17 protein-coding genes are annotated in these 25866 nt (G+C 64.2%); 16 read left to right on the top strand and 1 reads right to left on the bottom strand.

What is annotated here, in order from left to right; all coding sequences use genetic code 11:
• Positions 1–154: 154 nt before the first annotated feature.
• From hutU to hutG, 9 genes are all read left to right on the top strand, one after another.
• Complete coding sequence (hutU, locus tag F6X62_RS17725) at positions 155–1834, top strand: urocanate hydratase (protein ID WP_063541406.1); 1680 nt, start codon at positions 155–157, stop codon at positions 1832–1834.
• Between the two features lie 153 nt (positions 1835–1987).
• Complete coding sequence (locus tag F6X62_RS17720) at positions 1988–2956, top strand: ABC transporter substrate-binding protein (protein WP_153774277.1); 969 nt, start codon at positions 1988–1990, stop codon at positions 2954–2956.
• 26 nt (positions 2957–2982) lie between these two features.
• Positions 2983–3834, top strand: a complete 852-nt coding sequence (locus tag F6X62_RS17715) for a proline/glycine betaine ABC transporter permease (protein ID WP_153774276.1) — start codon at positions 2983–2985, stop codon at positions 3832–3834.
• Positions 3831–4661 (top strand): glycine betaine/L-proline ABC transporter ATP-binding protein, encoded by an 831-nt coding sequence (locus F6X62_RS17710; protein WP_054894807.1) that lies wholly within the window; start codon positions 3831–3833, stop codon positions 4659–4661. Before F6X62_RS17715 ends, F6X62_RS17710 begins: the two co-directional genes overlap by 4 nt.
• An 8-nt stretch (positions 4662–4669) precedes the next feature.
• Positions 4670–6193, top strand: coding sequence for a histidine ammonia-lyase (gene hutH / locus F6X62_RS17705; RefSeq protein WP_153774275.1), 1524 nt, complete (start codon positions 4670–4672; stop codon positions 6191–6193).
• A gap of 23 nt (positions 6194–6216) precedes the next feature.
• Positions 6217–7749, top strand: a complete 1533-nt coding sequence (gene hutH / locus F6X62_RS17700) for a histidine ammonia-lyase (RefSeq protein WP_125931228.1) — start codon at positions 6217–6219, stop codon at positions 7747–7749.
• A 104-nt stretch (positions 7750–7853) separates the two neighbouring features.
• Positions 7854–9257 carry an amino acid permease gene (locus tag F6X62_RS17695; protein WP_153774274.1) on the top strand — a complete coding sequence of 468 codons (1404 nt, stop codon included), beginning with the start codon at positions 7854–7856 and terminating at the stop codon, positions 9255–9257.
• A gap of 15 nt (positions 9258–9272) precedes the next feature.
• Positions 9273–10478, top strand: a complete 1206-nt coding sequence (gene hutI, locus F6X62_RS17690) for an imidazolonepropionase (RefSeq protein WP_153774273.1) — start codon at positions 9273–9275, stop codon at positions 10476–10478.
• A gap of 10 nt (positions 10479–10488) precedes the next feature.
• Complete coding sequence (hutG, locus tag F6X62_RS17685) at positions 10489–11292, top strand: N-formylglutamate deformylase (protein ID WP_153774272.1); 804 nt, start codon at positions 10489–10491, stop codon at positions 11290–11292.
• Positions 11293–11348: 56 nt separating this feature from the next.
• Here hutG and F6X62_RS17680 read toward each other — a convergent pair whose 3' ends face one another.
• A complete protein-coding gene (locus F6X62_RS17680; protein ID WP_153774271.1) occupies positions 11349–16850 on the bottom strand; it encodes a dermonecrotic toxin domain-containing protein in 5502 nt (1833 codons plus the stop codon).
• A 177-nt stretch (positions 16851–17027) separates the two neighbouring features.
• Between F6X62_RS17680 and pip the strand changes: the two genes are divergently transcribed.
• The 7 genes from pip to F6X62_RS17645 all read left to right on the top strand — a co-directional run bounded on the left by pip (position 17028) and on the right by F6X62_RS17645 (position 25795).
• Positions 17028–17999, top strand: coding sequence for a prolyl aminopeptidase (gene pip / locus F6X62_RS17675; protein ID WP_054894800.1), 972 nt, complete (start codon positions 17028–17030; stop codon positions 17997–17999).
• Positions 17996–18433, top strand: coding sequence for a D-aminoacyl-tRNA deacylase (gene dtd, locus F6X62_RS17670; RefSeq protein ID WP_065863878.1), 438 nt, complete (start codon positions 17996–17998; stop codon positions 18431–18433). The genes pip and dtd overlap by 4 nt, the downstream gene beginning before the upstream one ends.
• Before the next feature lie 263 nt (positions 18434–18696).
• On the top strand, positions 18697–20442 hold the full coding sequence (locus F6X62_RS17665) for a glucan biosynthesis protein G (RefSeq protein WP_153774270.1): 1746 nt from the start codon (positions 18697–18699) through the stop codon (positions 20440–20442).
• Positions 20435–23008 carry a glucans biosynthesis glucosyltransferase MdoH gene (gene mdoH, locus F6X62_RS17660; protein ID WP_153774269.1) on the top strand — a complete coding sequence of 858 codons (2574 nt, stop codon included), beginning with the start codon at positions 20435–20437 and terminating at the stop codon, positions 23006–23008. The genes F6X62_RS17665 and mdoH overlap by 8 nt, the downstream gene beginning before the upstream one ends.
• A 221-nt stretch (positions 23009–23229) precedes the next feature.
• Positions 23230–24027, top strand: coding sequence for a transporter substrate-binding domain-containing protein (locus tag F6X62_RS17655; protein ID WP_054894813.1), 798 nt, complete (start codon positions 23230–23232; stop codon positions 24025–24027).
• A 78-nt stretch (positions 24028–24105) separates the two neighbouring features.
• Positions 24106–25068 (top strand): amino acid ABC transporter permease, encoded by a 963-nt coding sequence (locus tag F6X62_RS17650; RefSeq protein ID WP_054894812.1) that lies wholly within the window; start codon positions 24106–24108, stop codon positions 25066–25068.
• Complete coding sequence (locus tag F6X62_RS17645; RefSeq protein WP_153774291.1) at positions 25061–25795, top strand: amino acid ABC transporter ATP-binding protein; 735 nt, start codon at positions 25061–25063, stop codon at positions 25793–25795. Before F6X62_RS17650 ends, F6X62_RS17645 begins: the two co-directional genes overlap by 8 nt.
• Positions 25796–25866: the final 71 nt, after the last annotated feature.

Here is a 25866-nt window from a genome sequence, read left to right as displayed (position 1 = left end):
TTTCGATGACTTGGCAATTCAATTGCATATGCTTGTATGTACAAGTAAAGATAAGTGCGCGATAGTGGATAGGCCGTCCCATCCGCACGGTACCGAACAGCCCCGGCCCGCCGATCTCGTCGGGTTTGAATAGATCGCTCAAGGAGCACCTTTCGTGACTGACAAAAAGCCCACCACTTTCCGTGACGTCGAGATCCGCGCCCCACGTGGCACCCAGCTGAACGCCAAGAGCTGGCTGACCGAGGCCCCGCTGCGCATGCTGATGAACAACCTTGATCCGGAAGTGGCCGAAAACCCCAAGGAGCTGGTGGTGTACGGCGGCATCGGCCGTGCTGCGCGCAACTGGGAGTGCTACGACAAGATCGTCTCCACCCTCAAGGAGTTGAACGACGACGAAACCTTGCTGGTGCAGTCGGGCAAGCCGGTTGGGGTGTTCAAGACCCACAGCAACGCCCCGCGCGTGCTGATCGCCAACTCCAACCTGGTGCCGCACTGGGCCAACTGGGAGCACTTCAACGAACTGGATGCCAAGGGCCTGGCCATGTACGGCCAGATGACCGCCGGCAGCTGGATCTATATCGGTAGCCAGGGCATCGTCCAGGGCACCTACGAAACCTTCGTCGAAGCCGGTCGCCAGCACTACGGCGGTAGCCTCAAGGGCCGCTGGGTTCTGACCGCAGGCCTCGGCGGCATGGGCGGCGCCCAGCCTCTGGCCGCGACCCTGGCTGGCGCCTGCTCGCTGAACATCGAATGCCAGCAGGTCAGCATCGACTTCCGCCTGCGCACCCGTTATGTCGACGAGCAGGCCACCGACCTCGATGACGCCCTGGCGCGCATCGCCAAGTACACCGCCGAAGGCAAGGCGGTTTCCATCGCCCTGCATGGCAACGCCGCTGAAATCCTCCCGGAACTGGTCAAGCGTGGCGTGCGTCCGGACATGGTCACCGACCAGACCAGCGCCCACGACCCGCTCAATGGCTACCTGCCGATCGGCTGGACCTGGGAGCAGTACCGCGACCGCGCCAAGACCGACCCGGCTGGCGTGGTCAAGGCCGCCAAGCAATCGATGGCGGTGCACGTGCAAGCCATGCTCGACTTCCAGAAAGCCGGCGTGCCGACCTTCGACTACGGCAACAACATCCGCCAGATGGCCCAGGAAGAAGGCGTGAAGAATGCCTTCGACTTCCCAGGCTTCGTGCCCGCCTACATCCGTCCGCTGTTCTGCCGCGGTATCGGCCCGTTCCGCTGGGCAGCCCTGTCGGGCGACCCGCAGGACATCTACAAGACCGACGCCAAGGTCAAGGAACTGATCCCGGACGACGAGCACCTGCACCGCTGGCTGGACATGGCCCGCGAGCGCATCAGCTTCCAGGGCCTGCCGGCACGTATCTGCTGGGTTGGTCTGGGCCTGCGCGCCAAGCTGGGCCTGGCGTTCAACGAAATGGTGCGCAGCGGCGAGCTGTCCGCCCCGGTGGTGATCGGCCGTGACCACCTGGACTCCGGCTCCGTATCGAGCCCGAACCGTGAAACCGAATCCATGCAGGATGGCTCCGATGCCGTGTCCGACTGGCCGCTGCTCAACGCCCTGCTCAACACTGCGGGTGGCGCCACCTGGGTTTCCCTGCACCACGGCGGTGGCGTGGGCATGGGCTTCTCCCAGCACTCGGGTGTGGTGATCGTCTGTGACGGCACCGACGAAGCGGCTGCGCGTATTGCCCGCGTCCTGACCAACGACCCGGCCACCGGTGTGATGCGCCATGCCGACGCCGGTTACCAGATTGCGATCGATTGCGCCAAAGAGCAGGGTCTGAACCTGCCGATGATTACTGGCTGAGTGGCCTCGGGGGCGCTTTGCGCCTCTTCGCGGGCAAGCCCGCTCCTACTGTAGGAGCGGGCTTGCCCGCGAAGCGCCGCCATGCGGCGCCAGGTTCTGCTTTCTTTGCAAGGACTGCCGATTTCCACTTCTTAAGTTTGGGAGCGTCACGCAATGAAAACCAACAAGACCTTGCTTGCTTCGCTGTTCGCCCTTGGCCTGCTCGGCAGCGCCGGTGCCACTCAGGCCGCTACCTGGTGCGAATCCGGCAAACCGGTGAAATTCGCCGGGCTGAACTGGGAAAGCGGCATGCTGCTGACCGATGTGATGCAGTTCGTGCTCGAGAAGGGCTACGGCTGCAAGACCGACAGCCTGCCGGGCAACTCCATCACCATGGAGAACGCCCTGGGCACCAACGATATCCAGGTTTTTGCCGAGGAGTGGGTGGGTCGCAGCGAAGTGTGGAAAAAGGCTGAGGCAGCCGGCAAGGTGGTCGGCGTCGGCGCACCGGTGGTCGGTGCGGTCGAAGGCTGGTACGTGCCGCGCTACGTGATCGAGGGCGATGCCAAGCGCAAGCTCGAAGCCAAGGCGCCAGGCCTGAAGAACGTTGCCGACCTGGCCCAGTACGCCAGCCTCTTCAAGGACCCTGAAGAACCGAGCAAAGGCCGTTTCTACAACTGTCCGGCCGGCTGGACCTGTGAGCTGGACAACACCCAGATGCTCAAGGAATACGGCCTGGAAGACAAATTCACCAACTTCCGCCCGGGCACCGGCCCTGCGTTGGATGCAGCGGCGCTGTCGAGCTACAAGCGCGGCGAGCCGATCCTCTTCTACTACTGGACGCCAACCCCGCTGATGGGCCAGGTCGACCTGGTCAAGCTCGAGGAAAAACCGGGTGTTGACAAGACCGTGTCGATCAAGGTCGGCCTGTCGAAAGCCTTCCACGAACAAGCGCCGGAGCTGGTCGGCGTGCTGGAGAAGGTCAATATCCCGATCGACATTCTCAACCAGAACCTGGGGCGCATGAGCAAGGAACGCATCGAATCGCCGAAGCTGGCCAAGATCTTCCTGAAGGAACATCCTGAAGTCTGGCAGGCGTGGGTCAGTGAAGACGCTGCCAAGAAGATCAATGCGGCGCTCTGAGCGTCCTCACCTGATGAGTGGTACCTATGTTCCCTGACAATCTCACATTCTCCATCGCCGACTGGGTCAATGGTTGGGTCGATGCGCTGGTGACCAACTACGGCGATGTGTTCCGGCACATTTCCGACACCCTGCTGTGGGCCATCGTCAACCTCGAAGGCCTGCTGCGTGCAACGCCCTGGTGGCTGATGCTGGGTATCGTCGCGGCCATCGCCTGGCACGCCACCCGCCGCATCCTGCCGACCCTGGTGATCGCCGGCCTGCTGTTCCTGGTCGGCGCCGTCGGCCTGTGGGACAAGCTGATGCAGACGTTGGCGCTGATGCTGGTGGCCACGTTGATCTCGGTGTTGGTGGGCATTCCGTTGGGCATCCTGTCGGCGCGCAGCAACCGCCTGCGGGCGGTGTTGATGCCGCTGCTGGACATCATGCAGACCATGCCCAGCTTCGTGTACCTGATTCCGGTACTGATGCTGTTCGGCCTGGGCAAGGTGCCGGCGATCTTCGCCACGGTCATCTATGCCGCGCCGCCGCTGATTCGCCTGACCGACCTGGGGATCCGTCAGGTCGATGGCGAGGTGATGGAGGCGATCAATGCTTTCGGCGCCAACCGCTGGCAGCAGCTGTTCGGCGTGCAACTGCCGCTGGCACTGCCAAGCATCATGGCCGGGATCAACCAGACCACCATGATGGCCCTTTCGATGGTAGTGATCGCCTCGATGATCGGCGCCCGTGGCCTGGGCGAGGATGTGCTGGTCGGTATCCAGACCCTCAACGTTGGCCGCGGCCTCGAAGCGGGCCTGGCCATCGTGATTCTCGCGGTGGTGATCGACCGCATTACCCAGGCCTATGGTCGGCCACGTCATGAGGTGAGCAAATGAGCACGCAGCCGATCAGCAAGATCGAAGTGAAGAACGTCTTCAAGATCTTCGGCGAGCGCGCCGGGGAAGCCCTGCAACTGATCCGCGAGGCGCGCAGCAAGGAGCAGGTGCTTTCGCAGACCGGCTGCGTGGTCGGGGTCAACGACCTGTCGCTGTCGATCGGCAGCGGCGAGATCTTCGTCATCATGGGCCTGTCCGGATCGGGCAAGTCCACGTTGGTGCGCCACTTCAACCGCCTGATCGACCCCACCAGCGGGCAGATCCTGGTCGATGGCGAGGACATCCTGCAGTACGACATGGAGGCCCTTCGCGAATTCCGCCGACGCAAGATCAGCATGGTGTTCCAGAGCTTCGGGCTGCTGCCGCACCGCAATGTGCTGGACAACGTCGCCTACGGCCTGAAGGTGCGTGGCGAGAGCAAGCAGCTGTGCCAGGAACGTGCGCTGCAGTGGATCGAGACCGTGGGCCTGAAGGGCTACGAGAAGAAGTATCCGCACCAACTCTCCGGTGGCATGCGTCAGCGTGTGGGCCTGGCCCGGGCGCTGGCCGCCGATACCGACATCATCCTCATGGACGAGGCTTTCAGCGCCCTCGACCCACTGATCCGCGCAGAGATGCAGGACCAGTTGCTGGAACTGCAGAAAACCCTGCACAAGACCATCGTCTTCATCACCCACGACCTGGACGAGGCGGTACGCATCGGCAACCGCATCGCCATTCTCAAGGATGGCCGCTTGATCCAGGTTGGTACGCCGCAGGAAATCCTGCACTCGCCGGCCGACGAATACGTCGACCGTTTCGTTCAGCGCCGCGCCGTCGCGGTATGAGGAGCATCATGTCGAAACCTGAAGTCGTGGTGATCGGCAACGGGCCGGTACGCTGGCAGGACATTGCCGCCGTGGCTCGCCACGGCGCGCGCCTGGAGCTGGCGCCGCAGGTGTGGGCGCGTATCGACAATGCCCAGGCCATCGTCCGGCGTATCGTCGACAGCGGCGAGCGCGCCTATGGCGTGAACACCGGCCTGGGCGCCCTGTGCAACGTCTCGCTGCAGGGCGAGCAGCTCAGCGCACTGTCGCGCAACACCTTGCTCAGCCACGCCTGCGGCGTCGGTCCGGCGCTGCCGGACGAGCAGACGCGGGCGATCATCTGCGCCGCCATCGTCAACTACAGCCACGGCAAGTCGGGCCTTCAGCGTTCGGTGGTCGAGGCGCTGCTGGCGTTGCTCGAACAGGGCATTACCCCGCAGGTCCCGTCCCAGGGCTCGGTGGGCTATCTCACGCACATGGCCCACATCGGCGTGAGCCTGCTGGGTGTGGGCAAGGTCAGTTATCGCGGGCGCCTCGTCGAGGCCGCCGAGGCCTTGGCCGATGCCGGGCTTGCGCCGGTGCAGCTCGGAGCCAAGGACGGGCTATGCCTGGTCAACGGCACGCCGTGCATGACCGGCCTCGCCAGCCTTGCGCTGGATGACGCCAGCCGCCTGCTGCAATGGGCCGATGTGATCGGCGCCATGAGCTTCGAGGCCCTGCGCGGCCAGATCGCTGCGTTCGACGCCGAGATCATCGCCCTCAAGCCACATCCAGGCATGCAACTGGTGGGCGAGAACCTGCGCGCGCTGCTCGATGGCAGTGAAGTGATCGCCGCGAGCAAAGGCATCCGTACCCAGGACGCCCTGAGCATTCGCTCGATTCCGCAGGTGCACGGCGCGGCCCGCGATCAACTGGCCCATGTGGTGCGCCAGGTCGAGGCCGAGCTCAACGGCGCCACCGACAACCCGCTGCTGCTCGGTACACCGGACGATTTCCGTGTGGTCTCGCAGGCCAACCCCCACGGCCAGTCAGTGGCCCTGGCTGCCGATCTGCTGGCGATCGCCATGGCCGAGATCGGCTCGATCGCCGAGCGCCGCCTGGACCGCCTGGTCAACCCGCATGTCAGTGGCCTGCCGGCGTTTCTGGTCAGCAACCCCGGCGTCAACTCGGGGATGATGATCGCCCAGTACGTCGCCGCCTCGCTGTGCGGGCAGAACCGCCAGTTGGCGCAGCCGGCAGTGCTCGACAATTTCGTCACCTCGGGGCTGCAGGAAGATCACCTGAGCATGGGCACCAATGCCGCACTCAAGCTGCACCAGGTATTGGAGAACTGCACGCAGATCCTCGCCATCGAGTACCTGCTGGCCGCCCAGGCATTCGAATTCCTCAAGGAACAGCGGTTCGGCGCGGGCACCGACGCGGCCTGGCGCTTGCTGCGCGAGAGCGTGCCGGCCTACCTGCAGGACAGCTGGCTGGCGCCGGACATCGCCAGCACCGCGGCCTTGCTCAAGGATCCCCGGTTGCCGCAGCCGTTGCTGGCTGCGCTGCACTAGACAAAATAACAAGGAGCATGAACATGGAAGCTTTGACCCTGACCCCCGGCCAGTTGACCCTGGCCCAGTTGCGCCGCATCCACCAGGCGCCGGTGCGCCTGAGCCTGGATGCCGACGCGGGTGCCGCCATCGACGCCAGCGTTGCCTGCGTCGAGCGCATTCTTGCCGAAGACCGCACGGCCTACGGCATCAACACCGGTTTCGGCCTGCTGGCCTCGACCCGCATCGCCAGCCACGACCTGGAAAACCTCCAGCGCTCGCTGGTGCTGTCCCACGCTGCCGGGATCGGCGCGCCGCTGGACGACGCGCTGGTGCGCCTGATCATGGTGCTGAAGATCAACAGCCTCAGCCGGGGTTTCTCCGGCATCCGCCGCAAGGTCATCGATGCGCTGATCAGCCTGGTCAACGCCGAGGTCTATCCGCACATTCCGCTGAAGGGCTCGGTTGGTGCCTCTGGCGACCTCGCGCCGCTGGCGCACATGTCGCTGGTGTTGCTGGGCGAGGGCAAGGCGCGTTACCAGGGGCAATGGCTGAATGCCAACGAAGCCCTCGCGGTGGCCGGCCTCGAGCCGCTGACCCTGGCTGCCAAGGAAGGCCTGGCCCTGCTCAACGGCACCCAGGCGTCCACCGCCTATGCGCTGCGTGGCCTGTTCCAGGCCGAAGACCTCTTCGCCGGGGCCATTGCCTGTGGTGCGCTCACCGTGGAAGCAGCACTGGGCTCGCGCTCGCCGTTCGATGCGCGTGTCCATGAGGTGCGCGGCCAACGTGGCCAGATCGACGCTGCTGCCTGCTACCGCGACCTGCTGGGCGACTCCAGCGAGGTTTCGCAATCGCACAAGAACTGCGGCAAGGTCCAGGACCCGTACTCGCTGCGTTGCCAGCCGCAAGTCATGGGCGCCTGCCTGACCCAGTTGCGCCAGGCTGCCGAAGTGCTGGCGGTGGAATCCAACGCCGTCTCTGACAACCCGCTGGTGTTCGCCGCCGAGGATGAAGTGATCTCGGGTGGCAACTTCCACGCCGAGCCGGTGGCCATGGCAGCCGACAACATCGCCCTGGCCATTGCCGAGATCGGCTCGCTGAGCGAACGCCGCATCTCGCTGATGATGGACAAGCACATGTCGCAGCTGCCGCCGTTCCTGGTGGAAAACGGCGGGGTCAACTCCGGCTTCATGATCGCCCAGGTCACCGCCGCTGCGCTGGCCAGCGAGAACAAGGCCCTGTCGCACCCGCACAGCGTCGACAGCCTGCCGACCTCGGCCAACCAGGAAGACCATGTGTCGATGGCCCCGGCCGCGGGCAAGCGTCTGTGGGAGATGGCGGAGAACACCCGTGGCGTGCTGGCCATCGAATGGCTGGGCGCTTGCCAGGGCCTGGACCTGCGTGAGGGCCTGAAGACCTCGGCGAAGCTGGAGCAGGCGCGCCAGACCCTGCGCCGCGAGGTGCCGCACTATGACCGTGACCGCTTCTTCGCGCCGGATATCGAGGTGGCTGTGGAGCTGCTGGCCGACGGGCGCCTGACCGGCTTGTTGCCGGCTGGAGTGCTGCCGAGCCTGTGATCGGTGTCCATGCCTTCGCGGGGCGAACCCGCTCCCGCAGTCGAACCTGCAGGAGCGGGCTGGCCCCGCGATGAGGCTCTTGAGAACAACAATAAGGACGAACCATGCAACCAGCACAAGGACTCAAACGCGGGCTGACAGCCCGACACATTCGATTCATGGCCTTGGGATCGGCCATCGGCACCGGCCTGTTCTACGGCTCGGCGTCGGCGATCCAGATGGCCGGGCCAGCGGTGCTGCTGGCCTACCTGATCGGCGGCGCGGCGGTGTTCATGGTCATGCGCGCCCTCGGTGAAATGGCGGTGCACAACCCCGTGGCCGGTTCTTTCGGGCAGTACGCCAGCACCTATCTCGGGCCAATGGCCGGGTTCGTGCTCGGCTGGACCTATGCCTTCGAGATGATCATCGTGTGCATCGCCGACGTCACCGCGTTCGGGATCTACATGGGCTTCTGGTTCCCCGAGGTACCGCGCTGGATCTGGGTACTGGGCATCGTGTTCCTGATCGGCGGGCTGAACCTGTGCAACGTCAAGGTGTTCGGCGAGATGGAGTTCTGGCTGTCGCTGCTCAAGGTTGGCGCCATCGTTGCGATGATCGTGGCCGGCTTCGGCATCATGGCGTTCGGTCTGGGCCAGGCCGGTGCCGAAACCGGTGTCGGGGTCGCCAACCTGTTCGAGCATGGCGGCTTCCTGCCCAATGGTATCGGTGGCCTGACCGCCTCGTTCGCGGTGGTGATGTTCGCCTTCGGCGGTATCGAGATCATTGGTATTACCGCCGGTGAGGCGCAGGATCCCAAGCGCGTCATCCCCAAGGCGATCAGCGCCGTGCCGCTGCGCATCCTGCTGTTCTACGTGCTGACGCTGTTCGTGCTGATGTGCCTGTACCCCTGGCCACAGATCGGCACCCAGGGCAGCCCCTTCGTGCAGATCTTCAGCAACCTGGGCATCAGCTCGGCCGCTGCGGTGCTGAACGTGGTGGTGATTTCCGCGGCGGTCTCGGCGATCAACAGCGACATCTTCGGTGCGGGTCGCATGATGTACGGCCTGGCCGAGCAAGGCCAGGCGCCGCGAGGGTTCGCACAGTTGTCCCGGCACGGCGTGCCGTGGCTGACGGTGCTGGTGATGGGCGCTGCGCTGCTGCTGGGGGTGCTGCTCAACTACCTGATTCCGGAAGACGTCTTCCTGCTGATCGCCTCGATCGCCACCTTCGCCACCGTGTGGGTGTGGCTGATGATTCTGGTCACCCAGGTGGCCATGCGCCGGCGCATGAGCCGCGAGCAAGCGGCCGCGCTGGAGTTCCCGGTGCCGTTCTGGCCGTGGGGCCCGGCGCTGGCGATTGTGTTCATGTTGTTCATTTTCGGTGTGCTCGGTTACTTCCCGAACACCCAGGCGGCGCTGCTGGTGGGCGTGGCGTGGGTGGTGTTCCTGGTGTTGTCCTACCTGTTGTGGTGCAAGCCGCGCTCGGGGCAGGGCCAGGTCGCCCGGGAGCAGGCCGAACTGCGCCGCTGACTTGTGGAGAGCTTTATGAGAACCCTTTGGCAGCACTGCCACGTGGCCACCATGGCCAACGGCAGCTACTCGATCATCGAGGATGCGGCGATCGTCACCAATGCCGGGCTGATCGAATGGATCGGCCCCAAGGCCGAACTGCCGGGCGTCGATGCCGAGCGTGTGGTCGACCTGGGCGGCGCCTGGGTCACTCCTGGCTTGATCGACTGCCATACCCACACAGTGTTCGGCGGCAACCGCAGTGGTGAGTTCGAACAGCGCCTGCAGGGCGTCAGCTATGCCGAGATCGCCGCCCAGGGCGGTGGCATCGCCAGCACCGTGCGTGCCACGCGTGCGGCCAGTGAGGACGCACTGCTGGCCAGCACCCGTCAGCGTGTTCAGGCGTTGCTGCGCGATGGTGTCACCACACTGGAGATCAAGTCCGGCTACGGCCTTGACCTGGCCAATGAGCGCAAGATGCTGCGCGTTGCCCGGCGCATCGCCGAAGAGCTGCCGGTGACCGTGCGCGCCACCTGCCTTGCCGCTCACGCATTGCCGCCGGAGTACGCCGGCCGGGCCGATGACTACATCACCCATATCTGCGACGAGATGCTCCCGGCCCTGGCCGCCGAAGGGTTGGTGGATGCGGTGGATGCGTTCTGCGAACACCTGGCGTTCTCGCCGGCGCAGGTCGAGCGGGTGTTCATCAAGGCGCGTGAGCTGGGGTTGCCGGTCAAGCTGCACGCCGAGCAGTTGTCGTCGCTGCATGGTTCGAGCCTCGCGGCACGCTACCAGGCGCTGTCGGCCGATCACCTGGAGTTCATGACCGAGGAAGATGCCATCGCCATGGCCCAGGCGGGCACCGTCGCCGTGCTGCTGCCGGGGGCGTTCTATTTCCTGCGTGAAACCCAGTTGCCGCCGATGGACGCCCTGCGTCGGCATGGCGTGAAGATCGCCCTGTCCAGCGACCTCAACCCCGGCACCTCGCCGGTGCTGTCGCTGCGCCTGATGCTGAACATGGGCTGCACCCTGTTCCGCATGACCCCGGAAGAGGCCTTGGCCGGTGTCACCGTGCATGCCGCCACGGCCCTGGGCCTGGGCGACAGCCATGGTTCGCTGGAGGCTGGCAAGGTCGCTGACTTCGTCGCCTGGCAGATCGACCGTCCTGCCGACCTGGCCTACTGGCTGGGTGGCGACCTGCCCAAGCGCGTGGTGCGCCTGGGCCACGAAATTTCCCACTGAGCGAGGCGTCATGGACAAGGTATTGAGTTTTCATCAAGGTCGCCTGCCGCTGCTGATCAGCATGCCCCATGCCGGTCTCACGTTGACCCCGGCGGTCGAAGCCGGGCTGGTGGACGAGGCCAGGAGCCTGCCGGACACCGACTGGCATATTCCGCAGCTGTACGACTTTGCCCGTGAGCTGGGGGCCAGCGTGGTGGCGGCCGAGTACTCGCGCTTCGTCATCGACCTGAACCGGCCCGACGACGACAAGCCGTTGTACGTCGGCGCCACCACCGGGCTGTACCCGGCGACGCTGTTCGACGGAGAGCCGTTGTTCAAGGAAGGGCAGGTGCCGTCGGCCGACGAGCGTGCCACCTACCTGGAGAAGATCTGGCGCCCGTACCACGGCACTCTCCGCAAGGAGCTGGATCGCCTGCGGGCCGAGTTCGGTTACGCGCTGCTGTGGGACGCCCACTCGATCCGTTCGCTGATTCCGCACCTGTTCGAGGGCAAGCTGCCGGACTTCAACCTCGGTACCTTCAACGGCGCGAGCTGCGACCCGGAGCTGGCCGAGCGGCTCGAGGCGGTGTGCGCCGACGCACCTGCCTACAGCCATGTACTCAACGGGCGTTTCAAGGGCGGGCATATCACCCGTCACTACGGCGATCCGGCCAACCACGTCCACGCGGTGCAGTTGGAACTGGCGCAGAGCACCTACATGGAAGAGGTTGAGCCGTTCGCCTACCGCGAGGACCTGGCGCGGCCCACGCAGGAGGTGCTGCGGCGCCTGCTCGCCAGCGTGCTCGAATGGGGCAAGGGGCGTTACGGCAAGTGAGGGCAACCCCGGGCCGGGACAAAGCCGGCCCGGGGTAGTGCGGTGTCGCCAGCGGGTCATTCGCGCTCGGGGTTGGCCTGGAGGGTCAGCTCCTGTATCAGGCGGGCTTCCTTTGCCTGCTTTTCATGCTTCAAGCTGTCGAACTCCGGCGCGAGTTGCTCCAGGGTGCTGTCGGGGAACTGCTCGGGCAACGCCAGTACCTGCGCCTGGTACTGCTGTTCGATCGCTTCGAAGCGCGCCTGGTGGGTGTGGCGCAGGTAGCGAATCCATTCTTCGTTGCTGGTGGCGTAGTTCAGGAACGACTCGCCCTGTTCTTCGCGGTGCACCTGGTCCACGGCCAGCGCCAGCTCGTTACGGCTGACATCGGCGAAAGCCTCGTACAGCATGTTGTCGTCCGGTACGCCAAGCTTGAGTTCCGCATTCAACCCGCGTCGATAGGCCAGGCGCACCTCTGCCTCGTCGCGCCCCCTGGCTTTGTCCCGGGCGATCTCGTCCAGCCGGTGCAGGCGGAAGAGACGACGCAGCTCCCGGTAGAGCGTGTGCTCCGACTCTGCCGCCTCGGTCAGCAAGCGCCGGCCGTCGATCAGCAGTTCGATGTTCTGGAACACCAGCAGGGCGCCGTCATGGCAGGTCTGGTTGCCGGTGTCGGGCTGCACCAGGGCCTCTTCGGCCACGGCGTTGAACAGCAGACGCTCCTCGGTATTGACCGCGGCCTTGACCAGCATCAGACGCACGCGCTCGCAGAACGATTGGCGGGTCTGGCCGTTGCGATAGGGGGCAGCCTGGCGCAACCGACCGACCAGCGCCAGCAGGTTGGCAGCGTCACCGCTTTCTTCGAGGGTTTCCCAGGCGCTTCTCAGGGCCTCGTTCTGCGCCTGGGCGCCGAGCGACCAGTCGTCGACGTTGGGCAGGTCGTTATCGGCAGAGAGCATCGGGTTATGCAGGTGTCCGCCAGCCATTTCATCATCTGAAGAGGTGAGCAAGAGCAGATCTTCGGGCACGTCCATGGCGAAGGTATAGCTGTGCTGGCTGTCCGATGAGGTGCGCGCGCGCGTCATGGTGTCCATGCTCAACGGGTTGCCGAACAATGCGATCGATGAGATCGGGAAACCGTTATCGATGTTGCTGAGGATGTATTCGGGAAGTTCGGTGAGCTGGTTTTCACTGAGATCCAGCATGTCCATCGGCAGCAGGCTGTCGATCCATGCCGGCCATTGCTGCAGGCCCATGTTGTTCAGGTCGAGGCGGCGCAGGTTGCGTAGCGCTTCGGGCACTTGGGTGATGTTGCCCATGTGGTTGCCGCCCAGGTCCAGCACTGTCAGGTTGCTCAAGTGGGCGAGGGTTGCAAGCATGCTGTCGTCCACCTCCAGGTTCATGTCGCGCATCGAAAGATAGGTCAGGCGTGGCAGGCGGAGCAGTGCCGTGGGCAGGGTCTGGGTGGCGCCGATGTATTCCACCAGGTTCAGGCTCTCGACGTTCGGGAGTCGGGCGAGAAACGCATCCAACTGCTCTGTGCTTCCACTCGCTCGGGATAGGGACAGGTTGCGCACCCGCTCGTTGAAGAAGGTCGGCAACTGTGGCGGGAAATGCCCCAGGTCCATGTCTTCCAAGCGCAAGGTCGTCTGGGTCAGGCCTTGTTCCTGGCTCTGCCAGAAGGTGCTCAACGCGGAGCCGATACGGCGGCGGGCAAGTGTCGCGGCTTGGCTTGGCGGTGCGCTCGAACTGGAGGCGTTGGCCCACTGGTCGATGGCCTCGTGCAGCGTCTGGCGTTGCTGGAGGTGCTGGTCGAGACGGGTACGCAGGCTGGGCGAGATATCGACCGTGACGTTGGGGCTCGACGCTTCCTGGGCCAGCAGCAGGCGCAGCAATTGGTCATCGCTGATGCGGTTGCCTTCCAGTGTGATGACGGTGTGTGGGCGTGCGTCGGCGTGGCTGTTGAGCAGCATGCCAGGCAGTACCCGCAGGTTGTTGTCGCGTAGCGAAAGTTCGCCGATGTTCGCCAGTGCCCCTAGGCCCAGACCCTGCGGCCAGTGGTCGAGGGTCATACGGTCGAGACCAAGGTAGTCCAGCGTGAGCTCGCGAAAATCCGGGCGGTAGCGTTCGGAAAGGCGGTTGCCGCTGAAGTCCAGGCGACGCAGGCGAGGCAGGCCGGCGAGGCTGTTGATGTCGCTCTCGGACAGTTGCAGGTTCTGGTTCAGCAGGCTGAGCGATTCGAGTTCGGGGAAGTGTATTGCCATCAACCCAACGCTGAACAGCATTTGCGATGGGGCGGCGGTTTGCGAGTAGGGGCGGCTGATTTCGAGTGAGCGCACGCCTGGCAACTGTCGGAACAGGTTGTTCAGGTGCCGCTCGTATGCTGTCCAACCCACGCTACTGCCAAATGACGGCTCGGTCAGTTGCACGTGCGTGATGGTCGCCCTGAGGAAGTCGGGCAGGTCCGAAGGGAAGCTGCTGAGGTCGATGCGCTCCAGGTGCAGCGGGGCTTGGGTGTCTCCGAGGGCGGGCAATGCGTTGCGGTGCCAGTGATTCATGAAGCGTGCCTGAAGCTCGGAGAACGTTTGTGGCGGGACAAGGATGTCGGGGTGGACCGCCGTGCGCCAATCGTCCAGCCAGCGCTGCAGGGCGGTGCGCTGATCTTGCAGCTCGCGCAGGCGGTTATGGATGTCCGAACGGTTCATGCCGCTGGTTTCAAGGCGGGTCAGGATCTGTTCGGCCGAGCGGGAGAGGTGTTCGGGCAGTTCGAGGGTGCGGATGATGCGCAGCAGTGTATGGCGGGTGAACGAACCCCCAACCGCACCTCGACCGCCCAGCGGGTAGCCGATGCGCCCGTCGGCCAGGCGCATCGGTGAGCGGTAGCCTGGGTTCAGCGGTTGCATGCCCAGCAGGCGCCTGAACGTAGCGCGTGGCAGGAGGTTGGCCTGGATCAGGCGTTTCAAGGCAAGGGTCTGTTCGGCACCGTCGCCCGTCAGTGTTTCACGCAGGACGGCGGGTATCACCTCGAGCAGTGCGCTGTACAACGAAGTATGCGAGGACAAGGAGGTGGCCGATTCCGCAAGGTAGCCTGAGGCGGTGCTGACGAGGGTCTGGCCCTGCGTGTCGGTGGTGCCGATCTCGAAGGTTCCGCCAGGCAACTGCTCCAGTGTCAGGCGGGTGCCGGTTGGCCAGTCGGACAACTGCTCCAGCGTGTACAGCGCCAGCCGCTCGCTATCGGCATTGCGCACCGAGTCCAGGAATAGTCCCTCGTAGGCACGCGCCAGGCGCACCTGTTGCTGATAGAGGCGTATTTCCTGGGCCAGGCGGTAGGGTACCTTGGCTTGTGCCAGGCTTTGCAGCTCCTCGGGCGTGGCGTGGCGCAGCAGTTCCTCGACGATGGCATTCGGCAGTTGCGGGTAGCGCTGCTGGATGAGCTCTGCGGACGGCGTCACGCTGCTCGACAAGGCGCTGTAACGCGTGGCGAATTCTGCCTGGGCCATGTGTGGCTCGGCGTAGGCGGGCGTCTGGCTGATCTGCTGGTCCAGCGTGAAGCGCGCCAGGGTGTCTTCCAGTAGTGCGGGAAGCCGCTGGTTATCGGCGATGATCCGGCGCAGCACGTCTTCCTGGGTGTCGCTGATCTCCAGAATGCGGGTGATGGTTGCATCATCGAACGCGGCGGCCAGCGGGCTTGCGCGACGCATGAGGGTAAGCGCCTGCCAGGTCAGCGGCTGGTCCAGTTCGTGCAGCCAGGCACCGGCACCATTGTGGCGCAGGCTCGGTTGGTAGCTCTGCGGGTTGTGCGGGTGTTCGAGCCGGTATTCACCAGTAGGCGTCGCCTGGCTCAGCGAATAGTGGGTGCCATCCAGCGCCAGCCAGGTCTTGCCTTGATGATGGTACAGGCCGAATTCATCTGGCTGCAGGTCGGCTGGCAGCAGAATGTCGTGCGCGAACGGCCGCAGGTCGGGCGCCCACAGGCGGGTCTGGCCATCGGGCAGTTCGATGGGGGTGAGTTCCTCGATGAACGAGGGCGTTTCCACCGGAATACGCTCGAGCGCCGGTACCTCGCCTGTGCCGCCGGCGGCTCCCAGTGCGGCGGTGAGCGCCACGTTCTCGACCACATCCATCAGGTACTCGAAGGCCTGTTGCTGGTCGCCGCTGGCCCAGCTGTCCAGACCCTCGAACACCTCGTAGCTCAGTTGGATAGCGGCCACGCCCATCATCACCTGGCCCAGCACGGGTATGAAGAAGGCGCTGATGTTGAGCGCGTCGAATGCCAGCTGGGTGAAGTAGGCTCGACGCTTTTCGGCGGTCTTTTCGTCCTCGACGGCGGTGGGCACCGCGTGGAATGCCGCGTCGTCCTTGAGCCGCTGCTGCTTGTGCTCGACCTGATGGGTGAGCAGCGGCTGGCGCAAGGGCTCCAGGGTCACCGGAACCCAGGCGTCTGGGTCGCGGACCCGCTCGACCTGGCCGTCTTGGCCGTCGGGGCCAGGTTGTACGGTGCTCCAGTCGACCGGTTGCAGGCAGTCGCGCAGCTTTTCGAAGAAGGTGGCGCTGTCACGCGCCGGCACTGCGCGCTTGAGCTGATCGATCGGCATCATCCACAGCTGTTCGCGCAAGTGGGCCTGTGCCTCGTGCACCGAATGGTGCTGCTGCAAGGGGGTGTCGCTGCCGGGCAGGTAGGTGACGAGGAGGCCTTTGTGCGGCAATAGCAGCGGATCGTAGGTCAGTAGCTGCTCGGGAGAGGGGACGGCGCCGATGACCATGGCCCCGGTCAACGGCACCCCGAACAGGGCCAGCCCGGCGCAACGCACCGGGCTGCCCTGGTACTCGGCTGGCTTGTCCTCGACGAGGGCGAGCAGTATCGAGTGCAATTCGGCGTCGATCGCTTGGCTGAGTAAGGCTTTATGCACCTCCACGCGCAAGGCCGCCTGTTCGGTCGCGCGCAGCGCTGGCGCCGCGGAGTTCAACACGTCGCCGATCAGCGTCTGGTACTGGCCGCCGATGTCCAGCTCACGGCTCAGGGCCGCGAACTCGTGGGGAACGATGGAGAGTTGCTTCCCGTCCGGCGTAAGGAACGTAAAAGTGTTGCTGTCGACAACGGCTGCGCTGAGCCATTGTCCATCTAACCCATTGGGCTCGGCTTCGGCCTCCTCGAAATTCTGCAGCGCACAGTGCAGCAGCGATTGCGTGGCCAGTTTCAACGCACGCTGCCCATTGACGACGGGATCGCCTTCCAGCTGCAGTTTGTAGGCTTCTGCCTTGCTGGCATTGATCAGGTAGTGGGTGGACACGTCGAGGGACAACGCGAACCGCTTTTCAATCGCCTGGCGCAAGTGCTGGGTGGCGAACGCTGTCAGCGCCGGGAGCGCACCCAGTTGCGCATTGAGCTCGGTGCTGTGGGCCTGGTAGTCGGTATAGGCCTGGGCAAGGTCACGGGTAGTAGTGTTGGCCTGCGCGAACCAGGTCGGCGGGGTTTTGAGGGTTTCGCGCATGATGGTGTGCGCATGGGCAGGGGTTGTGTGCATCCACGGCGGCATCTTGTGTTCGATCAAGGCGTGGGGAGCGAGGGGGGCTGAAGGCTTCATGGCGGTGTCTCATGGGGAAATCGCCGATGCTAGTGAGCCGCGCAGGCCAGGCTGACATAACAGTTTATAGAGGCCGTGGGGCAATGATCTGGCAGGCCCATCACACGGGTACATGCTCAAAGCGCAATTCAGGTTTATGATGGCCCTCGGCCGAACAATCCTCACACGGAGTGCGCAATGCAGACCCTCTACCCGCAGATCAAACCCTACGCCCGGCACGATCTGGCCGTGGAAGCGCCGCACGTGTTGTATGTCGATGAAAGTGGTTCGCCTGAAGGTTTGCCGGTGGTGTTCATCCACGGAGGTCCGGGCTCGGGCTGCGACGCCCAGAGTCGTTGCTACTTCGACCCCAACCTCTACCGCATCATCACCTTCGACCAGCGCGGCTGTGGGCGCTCCACGCCACACGCGAGCCTGGAGAACAACACCACCTGGCACCTGATCGAAGACCTGGAGCGCATCCGCGAGCACCTGGGCATCGACAAATGGGTACTGTTCGGTGGCTCCTGGGGCTCGACGCTGGCGCTGGCCTACGCCCAGACCCACCCCGAGCGCGTGCATGGCCTGATTTTGCGTGGCATCTTCCTGTGCCGTCCCCAGGAAATAGAATGGTTCTATCAGGCGGGCGCCAGCCGTCTGTTCCCCGACTACTGGCAGGACTACATCGCGCCGATCCCGGCCGATGAGCGCGGCGACCTGGTCAAGGCTTTCCACAAGCGCCTGACCGGCCACGACCAGATCGCCCAGATGCAAGCCGCCAAGGCCTGGTCGACCTGGGAAGGCCGTACTGCCACGCTGCGTCCCAATCCGCTGGTGGTCGATCGCTTCTCCGAGCCTCAGCGTGCGCTGTCGATCGCCCGTATCGAATGCCACTACTTCATGAACAATGCCTTCCTCGAGCCGGACCAGCTGATCCGCGATCTGCCGAAGATCGCCCACCTGCCGGCGGTGATCGTGCATGGACGCTATGACGTGATCTGCCCGCTGGACAACGCCTGGGAGCTACACCAGGCCTGGCCGAACAGCGAACTCAAGGTGATCCGCGATGCTGGCCACGCCGCGTCCGAGCCAGGCATCACCGATGCCTTGGTACGCGCGGCAGACCAGATGGCGCGTCGCCTGCTCGACCTGCCCCTGGAAGAAGCATGAAGGGCCTGCTGCAGCGTGTACGCGCAGCACGGGTCGAAGTCGAGGGCGAGATCGTCGGCGCCGTAGACCAGGGTTTGCTGGTGCTGGTGGCGGTCGAGCCTGAAGATACCCGCGAACATGCCGATAAGCTTTTGCACAAGCTGCTGAACTACCGGGTGTTCAGCGACCCGCAAGGCAAGATGAACCTGTCGCTCAAGGACATCGGCGGCGGGCTGCTGCTGGTGTCGCAGTTCACCCTGGCCGCCGACACCCGTAGTGGCATGCGGCCGGGTTTTTCGACGGCGGCGCCGCCTGCACTGGGGGCCGAGCTTTTCGACTATCTTTTGCAGCAGGCTAAGCTTCAGCACTCGAACGTCGAGAGTGGCCGTTTTGGTGCAGATATGCAGGTTCACCTGGTCAATGATGGCCCCGTAACATTTATGTTACAAATATGAGCCGCAAAAACCCCTTGTTTGTAGGAAAACAAGGGGTTTTGTACGATAAATAGTTTGTCCAGCCTGATGCGTTGTAACGCAGCCTGCTGGATAATCGCGCGCTGCGTGAGCCTGCGTTCGCAGGTTCGTTTCACTCTGACTCGAGCATTGTCTGGATCCGTTTGGGGAATCATTGCGCCCTTGCGGGGTCCGAACAGTGCTCGCCAACCCGGCATTGGTCGCTGGCCGTTGGTTTCATGATCTGTTTACGGCGAGGGTTGCTCGTGATTGTAAGTCCCTGTAATGCACCAAGAATCCCCGGCAATCGGCTGCGCACGGCCTTGTTGGCAGGCGCAGCGCTGGTTGGCCTGATGAGCGCTGGCCAGCTGTGGGCATTCAATCTTGACGATGTTGCAGCCAAGGCAAAGGATCTGGCCGGCCAGAAGTACGAAGCACCGAAGAGCAACCTGCCTCCGGTGTTCCGCGACATGAAGTACGCGGACTATCAGAAAATCCGCTTCATCCAGGAAAAGGCCGAATGGGCGAATGACAAGACCCCGTTCAAGCTCTCCTTCTATCATCAGGGCATGCACTTCGACACGCCGGTGACCATCAACGAGATCACCGCCAAGAGGGTCGAAGAGATCAAGTACGACCCGAGCCGCTTCGAGTTCGGCGACGTACCGCATGACGCCGATGCCACCAAGAACCTCGGCTACGCCGGTTTCCGCGTGCTCTACCCGATCAACAAGCCTGACAAGCAGGATGAGATCATGACCCTGCTGGGCGCCAGCTACTTCCGCGTGGTCGGCAAGGGGCACGCCTATGGCCTGTCTGCCCGTGGCCTGGCCATCGACACCGCGCTGCCGTCCGGCGAAGAGTTCCCGCGCTTTCGCGAGTTCTGGATCGAGAAGCCCAAGCCCGCCGACAAGCACCTGGTGATCTACGCGCTGCTCGATTCGCCACGTTCCACCGGCGCCTACAAGCTGACCGTGCGTCCAGGCGACGACACCATCGTCGACGTCAAGTCCAAGGTATTCCTGCGCGATCACGTCAGCCGCCTGGGCATCGCCCCGCTGACCAGCATGTTCCTGTTCGGCCCGAACCAGCCGTCGAAGGTACAGAACTACCGTCCGGCGCTGCATGACTCCGAAGGCCTGTCGATCCACGCCGGCAACGGCGAATGGCTGTGGCGTCCGCTGAACAACCCGAAACACCTGGCAGTCAGCAACTTCAGCGTCGAGAACCCGCGTGGTTTCGGCCTGATGCAGCGTCAGCGCGCCTTCAGCGACTTCGAAGACCTCGACGACAACTACCAGAAGCGTCCAAGCACCTGGATCGAGCCCAAGGGCGACTGGGGCAAGGGCACCGTCGACCTGGTCGAGATTCCGACTGCCGACGAGACCAACGACAACATCGTTGCTTTCTGGAGCCCGGAAACCTTGCCTGAGCCAGGCAAGCCCTTCGAGTACAACTACCGCCTGCACTGGACCATCAGCGAGCCCAAGTTCCAGGCCCAGGACCTTGGCTGGGTCAAGCAGACCCTGCGTTCCACCGGTGACGTCAAGCAAGCCAACCTGATCCGTCAGGCCGATGGCAGCGTGGCCTTCCTGGTCGACTTCAACGGCCCGGTGCTGGCGGCATTGCCGGAAGACACCGCGGTGCGCAGCCAGGTCAGCGTGGGCGACAATGCCGAGCTGGTCGAGAACAATCTACGCTACAACCCTGAGATCAAGGGCTGGCGTCTGACCCTGCGGTTGAAGGTCAAGGATCCGAAGAAGTCCACCGAGATGCGTGCCGCGCTGGTACGCGATGTTCCGGTCGAGGCGCCGAAGGAAACCAAACCTGCCGAAACCAAGCAGGACAAGGCGGCCGCCAAGCACGCCAAGGCTCAGCATGCCAAGGCCGAGAAGGCCGAGACGCCTGCCGAGCAACCAGCCGCCGACGCGGCGTCCACCAACGGGGCCCCGGCCACCACCGAGAAGGTGCTGACCGAAACCTGGAGCTATCAGTTGCCTGCCGATGAGTAACTCAAGCGCAAGGCCGGAATCGCTTGGCGAGTACCTGGCCCACCTCCCTCTGAGCGATGAGCAGCGAGCGGAACTCGCCAGCTGCTCTTCCTTCAGCGAGCTGCACCAACGCCTGGCGGCCGATCCGGCCGCCAGCGCCACCGAGGCCGTCCAGGCTTCGGTGGGTTCCCGTCTGACGGTTGGCAGTGCCGCCGAGCTCGAAGAGGCCGAGATGCTCGGCGTCGACGGCGGTGGCCGCCTGTGCCTGAAGATCGCCCCGCCGATCAAGCGTACCAAGGTCCTGCCCGAGCCCTGGCGCACCAATATCCTGGTGCGCATGTGGCGGCGCATGACTGGCCGCACCAACGCTCCGCAACCGCCCAAGCGCGAGTTGCCGCCGGCACGCTGGCGCCGGGTCGGTTCGTTGCGCCGCTACATCCTGCTGGCGCTGATGATCGGCCAGACCATCGTCGCCGGCTGGTACATGAAGGGCATCCTGCCGTACCAGGGCTGGTCGTTCGTCGACCTGGACGAAGTGGTCAACCAGCCGATCTGGGACACCGTCGTGCAGGTCTGGCCCTATGCCTTGCAGACCTCCATCCTGATTCTCTTCGGCATCCTGTTCTGCTGGGTGTCGGCGGGCTTCTGGACCGCGCTGATGGGCTTCCTCGAGCTGCTCACCGGCCGCGACAAGTACAAGATTTCCGGCAGCAGTGCCGGCAACGAGCCGATCCCGGCCGATGCCCGCACCGCGATCGTCATGCCGATCTGCAACGAAGATGTGCCACGGGTCTTCGCTGGCCTGCGCGCGACCTTCGAGTCGGTGGCCGCCACCGGCAACCTGGACCGCTTCGACTTCTTCGTGCTCAGCGACACCAACGACACCGACATCGCCGTTGCCGAGCAACAGGCGTGGCTCGAGGTGTGCCGTGAGGCGAAAGGCTTCGGTCGTATCTTCTATCGCCGCCGCCGCCGCCGCGTGAAACGCAAGAGCGGCAACCTCGACGACTTCTGCCGTCGCTGGGGGGGCGAATACAAGTACATGGTCGTGCTCGACGCCGACAGCGTGATGAGCGGTGAGTGCTTGAGCAGCCTGGTGCGCCTGATGGAGGCCAACCCGGACGCCGGTATCATCCAGACCGGGCCGAAGGCTTCGGGCATGGACACGCTCTATGCGCGCATGCAGCAGTTCGCCACCCGTGTGTACGGCCCGCTGTTCACCGCCGGCCTGCACTTCTGGCAGCTGGGCGAATCGCATTACTGGGGGCACAACGCGATCATCCGCATGAAGCCCTTCATCGAGCACTGCGCCTTGGCGCCATTGCCGGGCAAGGGCGCCTTCGCCGGCGCGATCCTGTCCCACGACTTCGTCGAAGCCGCGCTGATGCGCCGTGCCGGCTGGGGCGTGTGGATCGCCTACGACCTGCCGGGCAGCTATGAAGAGCTGCCGCCGAACCTGCTCGATGAGCTCAAGCGCGACCGGCGCTGGTGCCACGGCAACCTGATGAACTTCCGCCTGTTCCTGGTCAAGGGCATGCACCCGGTGCACCGCGCGGTGTTCCTCACCGGGGTGATGTCGTACCTGTCGGCGCCGCTGTGGTTCCTGTTCCTGGTGCTGTCGACCGCGTTGCTGGCAACCAACACGCTGATGGAGCCGCAGTACTTCATCGAGCCGTTCCAGCTGTATCCGCTGTGGCCGCAGTGGCACCCGGAAAAAGCCATCGCGCTGTTCTCTACCACCATCGTGCTGCTGTTCCTGCCCAAGCTGCTCAGCATCATCCTGATCTGGGCCAAAGGCGCGACCGAGTTCGGCGGGCGGATCAGGGTGACCCTGTCGATGCTGATGGAGATGCTGTTCTCCATGTTGCTGGCGCCGGTGCGGATGATCTTCCACACCCGCTTCGTGTTGGCCGCGTTCCTCGGCTGGGCAGCGACCTGGAATTCGCCGCAGCGTGACGACGATTCCACCCCGTGGAGCGAAGCGGTGCGGCGTCATGGCCCGCAGACCTTGCTGGGTATCGCCTGGGCTGCGCTGGTGGCTTGGCTGAATCCGAGCTTCCTGTGGTGGCTGGCGCCGATCGTCGGCTCGCTGGTGCTGTCGATCCCGGTTTCGGTGATCTCCAGCCGTGTGCGCCTGGGCCTGGCGGCCAAGGACGAGCGCTTGTTCCTGATTCCCGAGGAATACGCCACGCCGCACGAGCTGCTGGCAACCGACCAGTACACCCACGAGAACCGCTGGCACGCCCTGAAGGATGGCTTCGTTCGCGCCGTGGTCGATCCGCGTCAGAACGCCCTGGCCTGCGCCATGGGTACGGCCCGTCACGGCCAGTCTGCCGCGATCGAGACGCTGCGCGCCGAGCACATCGCCAAGGCGCTGGAAGCCGGCCCCAAGGGGATCGACGGCAACACTCGCCTGGCCCTGCTGAGCGATCCGGTGGCGCTGTCGCGCCTGCACGAGCGGGTGTGGACCGAGCAGAACGAGGCGTGGATCAAGGTGTGGCGCAACTCCATCGCCAACGATCCGCACTCGCCGCTGTTGCCGCTGCATCCTGAAGGTGAAGGTCAGCCGGCACTCGTCGGCGCCTGATCCATCGCATTCGCGGGCAAGCCCGCTCCTACAAAGCCTGTAGGAGCGGGCTTGCCCGCGAAGCTTTTTCTGCTGCCATGATTTTTGGCCAACAAAGTCCCCACCGGCTCTAGGTCCCAGGGCCTGCATGCGTTAGCATCCGTCCCGACACAACGCACCGGTCGGAACGATCGTGCACACAATAAAATTCTGCGTACTTCTTGCTAGGGGACCTGGTGATGATGAAGAAATACCTGTCGCGCATGCTGCTCGGCGTCACCGCGCTGATCGCGGTCACAACCGCCCAGGCGGGCGCCATCGATGATGCGGTCAAGCGCGGCACCCTGCGCGTGGGTATGGACCCGACCTACATGCCGTTCCAGATGACCAACAAGCGCGGCGAGATCGTCGGCTTCGAGGTCGACATCCTCAAGGCGATGGCCAAGTCCATGGGCGTCAAGCTCGAAACCGTCTCCACCGCCTATGACGGCATCATCCCGGCCCTGCTGACCGACAAGTTCGACATGATCGGCAGCGGCATGACCCTGACTCAGGAACGCAACCTGCGCCTGAACTTCAGCGAACCCTTCATCGTCGTTGGCCAGACCCTGCTGATTCGCAAGGAGCTGGCAGGCGAGATCAAGTCGTACAAGGACCTGAACAACGAGAAGTACCGCCTGACCTCCAAACTCGGCACCACCGGCGAGATGGTCGCCAAGAAGCTGATCAGCAAGGCCAAGTACCACGGCTACGACAACGAGCAGGAAGCGGTGATGGACGTGGTCAACGGCAAGGCCGATGCCTTCGTCTACGACGCGCCGTACAACGTGGTCGCGGTGAACAAGGCAGGCGCCGGCAAGCTGGTCTACCTGGAAGAACCCTTCACCTACGAGCCGCTGGCATTCGGCCTGAAGAAGGGCGACTACGACAGCATCAACTTCATCAACAACTTCCTGCACCAGATCAAGCACGACGGGACCTACGATCGTATTCACGACAAGTGGTTCAAGAAGACCGACTGGCTGAAGGACATGGAATAAGAGCCCGGACCACAAGCCCTGGCGATGACCCTGACGCGCAGGCAACCCCTGCGCGTTCGCATTTACGGAAGCACCCACGTGATCAAACACAAGAAAGCCCAGTGGCCCTGGCACGCGCTTACCGCGCTGGTGCTGGTGGGCCTGGCGTTCAGTCTGTACATGGCCACCTCGATGATTTCCTACGAGTGGCGCTGGAACCGTGTGCCGCAGTACTTCGCCTTCCAGGCCGAAGACGTGCAGCGCGCCGCGGCCTACGGCACCGTCGAGGAGATCGTCGTGTCCGGCAACGACGCCCGCGTCACGCTCAAGAGCGAGGACGGCGAGGTGCAAGTGCTGGAGGTGGTCAAGGACAGTCTGCAACTGAGCCGTGGTGACGATGTCGCCGAGGGCGACCAGATCGGCGTCACCCGCCACTGGGCGGCCGGCCCGCTGGCCTGGGGCCTATGGACCACCTTGTGGATCTCGGTGCTTTCCGGTGCGTTCGGTTTGGTGATCGGCCTGTTCGCCGGGTTGTGCCGGTTGTCGAGCAACCCGACCCTGCGCGACCTGTCCACGGTCTATGTCGAACTGGTGCGCGGTACGCCGCTGCTGGTGCAGATCTTCATCTTCTATTTCTTCATCGGCACCGTGCTCAACCTGTCCCGCGAGTTCGCCGGGGTGGCGGCGCTGGCGCTGTTCACCGGCGCCTATGTGGCCGAGATCGTCCGTGCCGGTGTGCAGTCGATCGCCAAGGGGCAGAACGAAGCGGCGCGCTCGCTGGGCCTGAATGCCAGCCAGTCGATGCGCCATGTGATCCTGCCCCAGGCGTTCAAGCGTGTGCTGCCGCCACTGGCGGGGCAGTTCATCAGTCTGGTCAAGGACACCTCGCTGGTGTCGGTGATCGCCATTACCGAGCTGACCAAGAGCGGTCGCGAGGCGATCACCACGTCGTTCTCGACCTTCGAAATCTGGTTCTGCGTGGCAGGCCTGTACCTGCTGATCAACCTGCCGCTGTCGCACATTGCCAGCCGGCTCGAGCGGAGGCTTGCGCAAAGTGATTGAAGTCCGTGACCTGTTGAAAGTCTTCGACACCCGTGGCCAGGTGGTGCGTGCGGTGGACAGCGTCTCCACCCAGGTTGCCAAGGGCGAGGTGGTGGTGGTGCTGGGCCCCTCGGGTTCCGGCAAGTCGACCTTCCTGCGCTGCCTGAACGGCCTGGAGCATTTCGACGAAGGCCATGTGGCCATCGATGGGCTGCGCCTGGAAGACCCCAAGACCGATATCAACGCCTACCGCCGTGAAGTCGGCATGGTGTTCCAGCACTTCAACCTGTTCCCGCACATGACCGTGCTGGAGAACCTGTGCCTGGCGCAGAAGGTGGTGCGCAAACGTAGCAAGGCCGACCGCGAAGCCAAGGCCCGTGCACTGCTGGAGAAGGTCGGCATTGGCCAGAAGGTCAATGAATACCCCTCTCGCCTCTCGGGGGGGCAGCAGCAGCGGGTGGCCATTGCCCGCGCCCTGGCGATGGATCCGAAGGTGATGCTGTTCGACGAACCGACCTCGGCGCTCGACCCCGAGATGGTCGGCGAGGTGCTGGATGTCATGAAGACCCTGGCCCAGGAAGGCATGACCATGGTCTGCGTGACCCATGAGATGGGCTTTGCCCGTGAGGTGGCTGACCGGGTGCTGTTCTTCGACCATGGCAAGTTGCTGGAAGATTCGGCACCCGCTGCGTTCTTCGCGGCGCCGAGGGACCCGCGGGCCCAGGCGTTCTTGCGCCAGGTGCTTTGATCGGATCGCTCTTTGCGTGGGCAAGCCCGACCTCTTGTAGGCGCAAGCTTGCCCGCCAAGGCACACCACCG

The sequence above is a fragment of the Pseudomonas sp. MNR3A genome, from assembly GCF_009650575.1.
GTDB lineage: Bacteria > Pseudomonadota > Gammaproteobacteria > Pseudomonadales > Pseudomonadaceae > Aquipseudomonas > Aquipseudomonas machongensis.
Note: the sequence above shows the minus strand (reverse complement) of the source record. Positions and strands in the feature narration are given on the sequence as shown.

Coding starts and splice junctions, on each gene's coding strand:
- F6X62_RS17710 (WP_054894807.1), top strand. CDS start 3,831: ATGAGCACGCAGCCGATCAGCAAGATCGAAGTGAAGAACGTCTTCAAG.
- hutI (WP_153774273.1), top strand. CDS start 9,273: ATGAGAACCCTTTGGCAGCACTGCCACGTGGCCACCATGGCCAACGGC.
- F6X62_RS17720 (WP_153774277.1), top strand. CDS start 1,988: ATGAAAACCAACAAGACCTTGCTTGCTTCGCTGTTCGCCCTTGGCCTG.
- F6X62_RS17695 (WP_153774274.1), top strand. CDS start 7,854: ATGCAACCAGCACAAGGACTCAAACGCGGGCTGACAGCCCGACACATT.
- dtd (WP_065863878.1), top strand. CDS start 17,996: ATGAAGGGCCTGCTGCAGCGTGTACGCGCAGCACGGGTCGAAGTCGAG.
- F6X62_RS17680 (WP_153774271.1), bottom strand. CDS start 16,850: ATGAAGCCTTCAGCCCCCCTCGCTCCCCACGCCTTGATCGAACACAAG.
- hutH (WP_125931228.1), top strand. CDS start 6,217: ATGGAAGCTTTGACCCTGACCCCCGGCCAGTTGACCCTGGCCCAGTTG.
- pip (WP_054894800.1), top strand. CDS start 17,028: ATGCAGACCCTCTACCCGCAGATCAAACCCTACGCCCGGCACGATCTG.
- F6X62_RS17655 (WP_054894813.1), top strand. CDS start 23,230: ATGAAGAAATACCTGTCGCGCATGCTGCTCGGCGTCACCGCGCTGATC.
- mdoH (WP_153774269.1), top strand. CDS start 20,435: ATGAGTAACTCAAGCGCAAGGCCGGAATCGCTTGGCGAGTACCTGGCC.
- F6X62_RS17715 (WP_153774276.1), top strand. CDS start 2,983: ATGTTCCCTGACAATCTCACATTCTCCATCGCCGACTGGGTCAATGGT.
- hutG (WP_153774272.1), top strand. CDS start 10,489: ATGGACAAGGTATTGAGTTTTCATCAAGGTCGCCTGCCGCTGCTGATC.
- hutH (WP_153774275.1), top strand. CDS start 4,670: ATGTCGAAACCTGAAGTCGTGGTGATCGGCAACGGGCCGGTACGCTGG.